This is a genomic window from Ruminococcus sp. RTP21359st1_H3_RTP21359_211015 (genome assembly GCF_040909065.1).
GTDB classification, from domain to species: domain Bacteria; phylum Bacillota; class Clostridia; order Oscillospirales; family Ruminococcaceae; genus Hominimerdicola; species Hominimerdicola aceti.
On sequence record NZ_JBDGDD010000056.1, the window covers coordinates 1 to 7,341 of the forward strand.

At 42.4% G+C, this 7,341-nt stretch carries 8 protein-coding genes; 4 read left to right on the plus strand and 4 right to left on the minus strand.

What is annotated here, in order from left to right:
* Positions 1–191 precede the first annotated feature (191 nt).
* The 4 genes from AB5Z01_RS13275 (at position 192) to AB5Z01_RS13290 (ending at position 4,458) form a co-directional block, all read left to right on the plus strand.
* Complete coding sequence (locus tag AB5Z01_RS13275; protein WP_186491524.1) at positions 192–791, plus strand: hydrolase; 600 nt, start codon at positions 192–194, stop codon at positions 789–791.
* Complete coding sequence (locus AB5Z01_RS13280; protein WP_195221809.1) at positions 788–1,234, plus strand: YaiI/YqxD family protein; 447 nt, start codon at positions 788–790, stop codon at positions 1,232–1,234. The genes AB5Z01_RS13275 and AB5Z01_RS13280 overlap by 4 nt, the downstream gene beginning before the upstream one ends.
* Positions 1,235–1,314: 80 nt before the next feature.
* Positions 1,315–3,585, plus strand: a complete 2,271-nt coding sequence (locus AB5Z01_RS13285) for a glycoside hydrolase family 3 C-terminal domain-containing protein (RefSeq protein ID WP_195221810.1) — start codon at positions 1,315–1,317, stop codon at positions 3,583–3,585.
* Positions 3,586–3,591: 6 nt separating this feature from the next.
* Positions 3,592–4,458, plus strand: coding sequence for a helix-hairpin-helix domain-containing protein (locus AB5Z01_RS13290; protein WP_195221811.1), 867 nt, complete (start codon positions 3,592–3,594; stop codon positions 4,456–4,458).
* Positions 4,459–4,565: 107 nt separating this feature from the next.
* Here AB5Z01_RS13290 and AB5Z01_RS13295 read toward each other — a convergent pair whose 3' ends face one another.
* From AB5Z01_RS13295 to AB5Z01_RS13310, 4 genes are all read right to left on the minus strand, one after another.
* Entirely contained in the window at positions 4,566–5,285 is a 720-nt protein-coding gene (locus tag AB5Z01_RS13295) for an NPXTG-anchored protein (RefSeq protein ID WP_287216414.1), read from the minus strand.
* Positions 5,282–5,797: a hypothetical protein gene (locus AB5Z01_RS13300; protein ID WP_195221813.1), complete on the minus strand. Its 516-nt coding sequence runs from the start codon at positions 5,795–5,797 to the stop codon at positions 5,282–5,284. Before AB5Z01_RS13300 ends, AB5Z01_RS13295 begins: the two co-directional genes overlap by 4 nt.
* Before the next feature lie 151 nt (positions 5,798–5,948).
* Complete coding sequence (locus AB5Z01_RS13305; protein ID WP_287216415.1) at positions 5,949–6,461, minus strand: hypothetical protein; 513 nt, start codon at positions 6,459–6,461, stop codon at positions 5,949–5,951.
* An 18-nt stretch (positions 6,462–6,479) separates the two neighbouring features.
* The gene (locus AB5Z01_RS13310; RefSeq protein WP_287216416.1) at positions 6,480–7,019 is read right to left on the minus strand and encodes a hypothetical protein; all 540 of its coding nucleotides are present in this window, start codon (positions 7,017–7,019) and stop codon (positions 6,480–6,482) included.
* Positions 7,020–7,341 lie beyond the last annotated feature (322 nt).

A 7,341-nucleotide genomic window follows, 5' to 3' on the forward strand; every position in this document is an offset into this window, starting at 1 on the left:
TATGCGTCCCCTCAAATGGTTTTCGCCTATCGAATTTCTTAATAATAGTGTCCAATATGATTGACAAACCTACAAAATGCAAAAATTAGCGAAAAGTACTGTTAATCTTACAAAAAATATGTTATAATTAGTTTGGTAAAACTAAAACGCTAAAGCTTATCATAATATAATATTTTTACAGGAGGTCAACTATGTCAAAGGTAACAGAACTTAAAGACAAATTCGTTGAGATCTACACAGAAAACATAAAGCGCCCGGGTTCGGAAAAGCTGCTCAATTATCTGCTTTCAGAAAGCAGCGACTTCTTTGTTGCACCTGCTTCTACAAGATACCACGGAGCATACGAGGGTGGCTTGTGCGAACACAGCATACACGTTTATGAGTGCCTGAAAAGCTATCTGGAGCGTGAGCGTGTAAAGGAAGATTACAACATGGAATACTCTGACGAGAGCATTGCTATCGTTTCACTGCTCCATGACATCTGCAAGGTAAATCTTTACAGAGTAAGCTACCGCAACGCCAAGAACGAACAGGGTGTGTGGGAGAAAGTCCCATACTATGAATTTCACGAAACACTGCCATATGGTCACGGTGAAAAGTCGGTCTACATAGTAAGCAGCTATATGCGACTGACCCGTGAGGAAGCCATGGCTATACGCTGGCATATGGGATTTTCAGGAGAAGAAAACAAGAACAGTATCGGTCTTGCCCTTGAAATGTATCCTCTCGCACTGGCGACCCACATTGCAGATATGGAATCTACATTTTATATAGAAGGCGGCAAGGCGTGAGGATACTTATAGACGCTGACGGCTGTCCTGTCACGAATATCGCAGTTTCTATAAGCAAAAGCCATGGGCTTGAATGTATCATAGTTTGCGACAGCTCGCATATTTTCAGTTCTGACTATGCACAGGTGATAACTGTCGACAAGGGTGCAGACAGTGCAGACATGAAGCTTGTGAACATCGCTCTAAAGGGCGATATTGCCGTGACGCAGGATTATGGGCTTGCGGCAATGTGTCTTGCAAGAAACATCCTTGCTTTGGACCAGAACGGCAGGATATATGACAGCTCCAACATTGATGCACTGCTTCTATCAAGACATACTGCAAAGAAGATACGCAGAAGCGGTGGCAGGCTCAAAGGTCCACCAAAGCGCACCAAACAGCAGGACGAGGATTTCAGGGTGGCTCTTACCAAACTAATCGAAGATAATATTAACTTTATGTAAAATATGCACAAAATATATAGAATTTCATAGAAAATTGTGTTACAATCAAACTATAGTTTTATAGAAAAGAGGTTTTCACAATGAACATAGACAAGATTTTGAAGGAACTCACACTTGAAGAAAAGGCTTCATTGTGCTCAGGCTCTGACTTCTGGCACACTGAGGAAATAAAAAGGCTGGATATACCAAGCATAATGGTGTCTGACGGCCCTCACGGACTTAGAAAAATGCGTGATGATACAGACAATCCTAACGAAGCTATCAAGGCAGTATGCTTCCCATGTGCCTGCGCACTTGCCTGCTCTTTTGACAGAAAGCTGCTTACAACTCTCGGCAAGGCTCTTGGCGAGGAGTGTCAGGCTGAGGACGTTTCAGTTATACTTGGCCCTGGCTGTAACATAAAGCGTTCACCACTTTGCGGCAGAAACTTTGAATACTTCTCAGAAGACCCTTATCTTGCTTCACAGCTTGCCACAGCACACATAAAGGGCGTTCAGAGCAAGGGCGTAGGAACTTCCCTTAAACACTTTGCTATGAACAATCAGGAAACAAGACGTATGAGCTATTCTGCCAACGTTGATGAGAGAACGTTCCATGAGATATATTTAAGTGCCTTTGAAACACCAGTCAAGGAAGCAAAGCCTTGGACAGTGATGTGTTCATACAACCGCATAAACGGCGAATATTCCTCTCAGAACAAGCTCCTGCTCACTGATATACTCAGAAACGAATGGGGCTATGAAGGACTTGTAGTTAGCGATTGGGGCGCAGTTGATGACAGACCTCTTGGCATTGCCGCAGGTCTTGACCTTGAGATGCCTACCAGCAACGGCAAAAATGACGAGCTTATCATAGAAGCCGTAAACAATGGCTCGCTTTCAATGAAAGACCTTGACAAGGCTGTGAGAAACGTGCTTACGCTTATTCAGAAAGCCGAGGACGGCTATGCCCCTGCAACAAAGTGGGATAAAGAAAAACAGCATGAGCTTGCAGGCAAGATAGAGTCCGAATGTGCGGTACTGCTCAAAAATGATGATAAGATACTGCCGCTTGACAAGTTTGCAAAGATAGCTTTCATTGGCGAATTTGCCGACAAGCCACGTTATCAGGGCGGCGGAAGCTCTCACATAAATTCATTTAAGGTAACATCTGCTCTTGAAGCTGTCAAGGGCATGGATAATATCACATACGCACAGGGCTTCGTCACCGACCGTGACGAAACTGTTGACGAGCTTCTCGATGAAGCTGTGGAGCTTGCCAAGAACAGCGATGTTGCCGTTATCTTCGCAGGTCTGCCCGAAAGCTTTGAGTCTGAGGGATTTGACAGAAAGCATATGAGAATGCCTGATTGTCAGCTAAAGCTTATTGATGAAGTTGCTAAGGTAAATGAAAACGTTGTTATCGTCCTCCACAACGGCTCGGCTGTTGAAATGCCGTTTGCAGATAAGGTGAAGGGCATACTTGAAATGTATCTTGGCGGACAGAACATCGGCACTGCTGAAAAGGCTCTGCTTTTTGGCGAAGCTAACCCTAGCGGAAAGCTTGCGGAAACTTTCCCTGAAAAGCTTTCACATAATCCGTCTTATCTTAATTTCCCGGGAAATATGGACGATGTTGACTATGCCGAGGGAATTTTCGTGGGCTACAGATATTATGATGAAAAGGGCATAAAGCCACTGTTCCCATTTGGTCACGGACTTTCATACACAACCTTTGAATACAGCAATCTTACTGTTTCAGAAAACGAGATAAAAGACGACAAGACCCTGACGGTCATGGTGGACGTAACAAACACAGGCGACAGAGACGGTATGGAGATCGTCCAGCTTTACGTTTCCGACAAGGAAAGCTCAGTGCGCAGACCTGTCCGTGAGCTTAAGGGCTTTGAAAAGCTTTTCCTTAAAGCCGGCGAGACCAAAAAGGCTGTGTTCCACCTTGATAAGCGTTCATTTGCATACTACGAGCCTGATATACACGATTGGTTCGTTGAATATGGTGAGTTTATTATCGAGGCAGGCTCTTCTTCAAGAGATATCAGACTTTCGACTTCTGTTTATGTATCTTCCGATACAAAACTCCCAGTGCATTTCACCTTGAACACCACCTGTGGCGAGATAAATTCTATCCCAGAGGGCAGAGCTATGTTCGAGGACATTTTAAGCAAAATAGACTGTGGTTTTGGCGACACGGCTTCCGACGATCTTGGCGCTTCTGCAAAAGAAATGATGGAAGCAATGATAAGAGATATGCCACTGAGAACCCTTGTTACATTTACAAATGTTCCAGACATCACAAGAGCGAAGATGTCAGAAATGGTGGAAAATCTCAACGAAATGCTTGCAGAAAAATAATCAATTATGGACAGCAAGTTAGACAGCAACAAAGACGAAAAATCGAATGTGACAGAAAATGATGCTTCAAAAGTAGAAACAAGCAGAATAAAACTTTTCGTAGGCTTGATCGCAGTTGCGATCGCCATTACTACAGCGATCGCTTCTGCACTTGTTAACAGACCACAGCGTGATGATGTGGTGATACTCACACCGCCTGCTGACAGCTCTCAGGCTGACAAGGTGGACAATTCAGGCAGTGAAAAGGTCATTAGCAAGACTACAAAGGCACACACCACAAAGAAAACAGTGACATCAAAAGCCGTCACAAGCAGTATTTCTGAAACCAAAGAGGAATACAGCTTTCCTGCTGACATAAACAAGGCTGACAAGGAAATGCTTATGGCGGTGAGCGGCATAGGCGAGGTAACAGCCGACAGAATAATAGCATATCGTGACAGAGTTGGTGTTATCAGCAACATGGATATGCTTCTTGAAGTAAACGGCATCGGAGACTCTACACTTGCGCTTCTCAAAAGCTATTTTTATGTTGACAGCGCAGACTACCATGATATGCCGCAGGAAACGACAGTCACAGAAACTCAGCCTGTTCAAACAGAAATCCCTGCTGATACTGTAACAGAGCCTCCGGCCACAGAGGAGCAAACTGTTACAACGGCTGAAACTACTGAGAAAGTCAGGCAGAAAGTGAACATAAACAAGGCTGACGCTCAGGAGATATCAGACAAGCTGCTAATTGATATGGACAAGGCGAATGCTGTCATAGAACTTCGTGAGCTTATATCCTATTACGAAAGCCCTAACGAGCTTCTTTTGTGCAAGGGCTTTACAGAAAAACTTGTTTCCGAGCTTTGGGATTATATTGAAATATAACTGTATTTTATATATCTGCTACATAAAAAAAGAACTCGCACAATTTCGTGCGAGTCTTTTTTTGCTTAATAACGCCAACGCAAACGGCGAGCCTTATGAATATCAGATCATTTATCCTTTGTTCTTTTTGACACGCTTACGGCAACGGCACCAAGCAGCAACATTGTCAATGCTGCACCTGCTCCTAAGCCAGTGTTAGGTGACTTATCACCGTCTTTGTTTACATTTTGAACTGCTGTCTGTGAACTGTTTTGTAGGCTATCATCTTTTTTACCAGTGCTGTCTGGTGATATATCTGATGAACTTTCAAGTGCTTTTGTACCAAGGACATAGAAAGGTGCATCGTCTGTGACAAATGATATTTCTGCATCAGACTCTTCACATTTAAGACTGCTTACTGTACCATCACCTTTAACGGAATTTACCTGATCTTTGTCTATGTTTATCGTTACCTTTATTCCATTGGCCGGCAGAATAGAATCTCCGTCAATGTAATAAATATGAAATGCTACGGTGTTTTCAGACTTTTTTCCCATGACGCTGTTTAACCAGTCAAGAGCTTCTTTCTCTGTGACCTGATCCACCACAAGATTTTTATCTTTATCGGCATTCTCGATCTTCACGCTTGTGCCATCTGGAAAATCAATAACAGCATTTCCATCGTCGTCAACAGGCACACTGTTCCATGGAACATCTTCTGTATAGACCGCATAAACATTTCCATTTGCAGTTGTGTTATTATCATCAAGCTTTGCCTCGGCCGCATAAGCACCAGAAGGTATGCTTAATGCAAGCACAAGAGCAAGGAATGAAGTCATTTTTCTCATTGGTCTATTTGACCCCCTATCTGTGTATTCAAGGAAGCCGCACCTGCACTATAATAAGTGTGCGGCTCGTAACCCATGATCTTAAGCTTTATCTTTGTACCGACCTCCGGCGTCTTTGAGAGCGTAACATATTTCACATACTCGTTTGGCTTGATAAGACCCGTTTCTCCAAGCATATTTCCCTGTTCGTCAAACACTCTGAGCTTTATCCAGGCATTGTTGCCCTCAATATTTGTAAGATATACTACTGCCTTATCGCCTTCCATAGTGACGTTTCCGCACACCGCAAAATCATAGCTCATATCTTCTCTGTTCGGAGAGCTATAGCCTAAATTTTCTGAAACCTCAGGCTTGCCATGCTGTGCTGTGCTTTCAAAAGGCGGTGGAGTAAATTCTGCACTTTTTTTATCATTTGGACGGCACAATGCAAATATCATCACGCCAATGGTAACTGCAAAACAGACCATAAGCACTGATACGATCAGCTTCCCGTCATTTTTTTGCTTATCCATCATAAGCCCCCTGATATGAATACTTTTTTAATCACGCTATCGGTACAATCCCAATATCATTGTTTCTTACTACCCTCCATGCTCCATTTGATCCTGTTACATAATAAAGAGTTGTATCAACATGGGTAGAAGCAACCATTGCGTCAGTTACTTATTGAATGTCTTCAGAGATCGTTACTGTGATAGTGCCAAGATCTGTATTGTTTGTTTCTATCCCTGCTCCACTTACACTGAAATATGTTGAATCTTTAGGTGCGGCGTCAACAGTGGTGCCTTCGGCTGTTTCCAATAAAATAACATCTTCATCAAACATACCGTTAAGTCCTTCAACCTTTGATGCAAAATTCAACTGCGCTTTAATAGCCGAATTTGAATGGTTTGTTACAGTTATCTCCTTAGACTCATCCCACCAGCATGCAGACTCTGTGGTATAGCTATGTGTTTCAGGGTTCCATACCTTATGTCCGCCAAAGTAGGTAAAATTCATTTCCTCCCACTCAACGTCCACAGACATTGTCGTTGACTTGGAATCAATATAGCTTCCAGTAACCTTGATATTTGTTGGTTCGCTGCCGTCATTTTTTTCTGAATTTACCGCATATGCTGTAACCACGCTAGTGCTTGCAAGCACTAATGCGGCAATGATCGCAAATTTGTTTTTCATGATAAATTCCTCCGTTATTTATTTTTCCACAGTGACAGTTATTTTTGCAACCGTATCGACCATTGCTTTTTCACCTGATTGCGGATCATAACTTAAAACTCTGAAATTTGCGTCTGTATAAGTGCCTTCACTAAGTTTGTCCGCCTCGCCCTCAAGCAAAGGAAGCGTTTTAAGCTGATTACCTGGTTTTATAGTACCTGAGCGTGCGATGATCTCACCATTTACCTCGATACAAAGCACGATATCCTGAGTTGAACTGCTTGGATGCTTATAACTAAAATAAGCTGTTTTATCAGAAAGCTTGATATTCACTGTATTTTCGTATTCAAGAGAAATTCCTCCGCCACCCTCAGGCACATCAAGACTTCTGCTGTTGTCCTCCAAAGGTTCAGCATTCTGCTCTGTCTGCTGAGGTGCATAATCAGGTACAAGAGATTTTGTTTCTGACTTTCTAAAAAACACAGCCCAAATCGTAATGCCTATGCAAAACATCATGCCCAGAATAAGTGCAGCTATTATGATCCTTTGTTTTTTTGCTTTGTTCTCATTATTCTCCATTATTTTCCTCCTGATTGTGCATTAGCCAGACATTCCTGCTAAATAGCATTAATGTTCACAATAATCATACATTGTTATTAACAAAAAGTCAACAACATTTGCACAAGTGGTAAAAACAATGCACAAGCGGTAGTTTTTTGATACATATGGCATTCATTTTTTGACAGTCCAACATCTCCGTGACCGTTAAAGCACAACAAAAACGATAGCTCTTATAATAACACCGTTACTTTTTTATTAATAGATATGTAGGTTTGTCAATCATATTGGACACTATTATTAAGAAATTCGATAGGCGAAAACCATTTGAGGGGACGCATAG

What these genes read in the sequence shown, in the direction of transcription:
- AB5Z01_RS13290 (WP_195221811.1), top strand. Translation starts at nt 3,592, where the DNA reads ATGGACAGCAAGTTAGACAGCAACAAAGACGAAAAATCGAATGTGACA.
- AB5Z01_RS13310 (WP_287216416.1), bottom strand. Translation starts at nt 7,019, where the DNA reads ATGGAGAATAATGAGAACAAAGCAAAAAAACAAAGGATCATAATAGCT.
- AB5Z01_RS13285 (WP_195221810.1), top strand. Translation starts at nt 1,315, where the DNA reads ATGAACATAGACAAGATTTTGAAGGAACTCACACTTGAAGAAAAGGCT.
- AB5Z01_RS13275 (WP_186491524.1), top strand. Translation starts at nt 192, where the DNA reads ATGTCAAAGGTAACAGAACTTAAAGACAAATTCGTTGAGATCTACACA.
- AB5Z01_RS13295 (WP_287216414.1), bottom strand. Translation starts at nt 5,285, where the DNA reads ATGAGAAAAATGACTTCATTCCTTGCTCTTGTGCTTGCATTAAGCATA.
- AB5Z01_RS13305 (WP_287216415.1), bottom strand. Translation starts at nt 6,461, where the DNA reads ATGAAAAACAAATTTGCGATCATTGCCGCATTAGTGCTTGCAAGCACT.
- AB5Z01_RS13300 (WP_195221813.1), bottom strand. Translation starts at nt 5,797, where the DNA reads ATGGATAAGCAAAAAAATGACGGGAAGCTGATCGTATCAGTGCTTATG.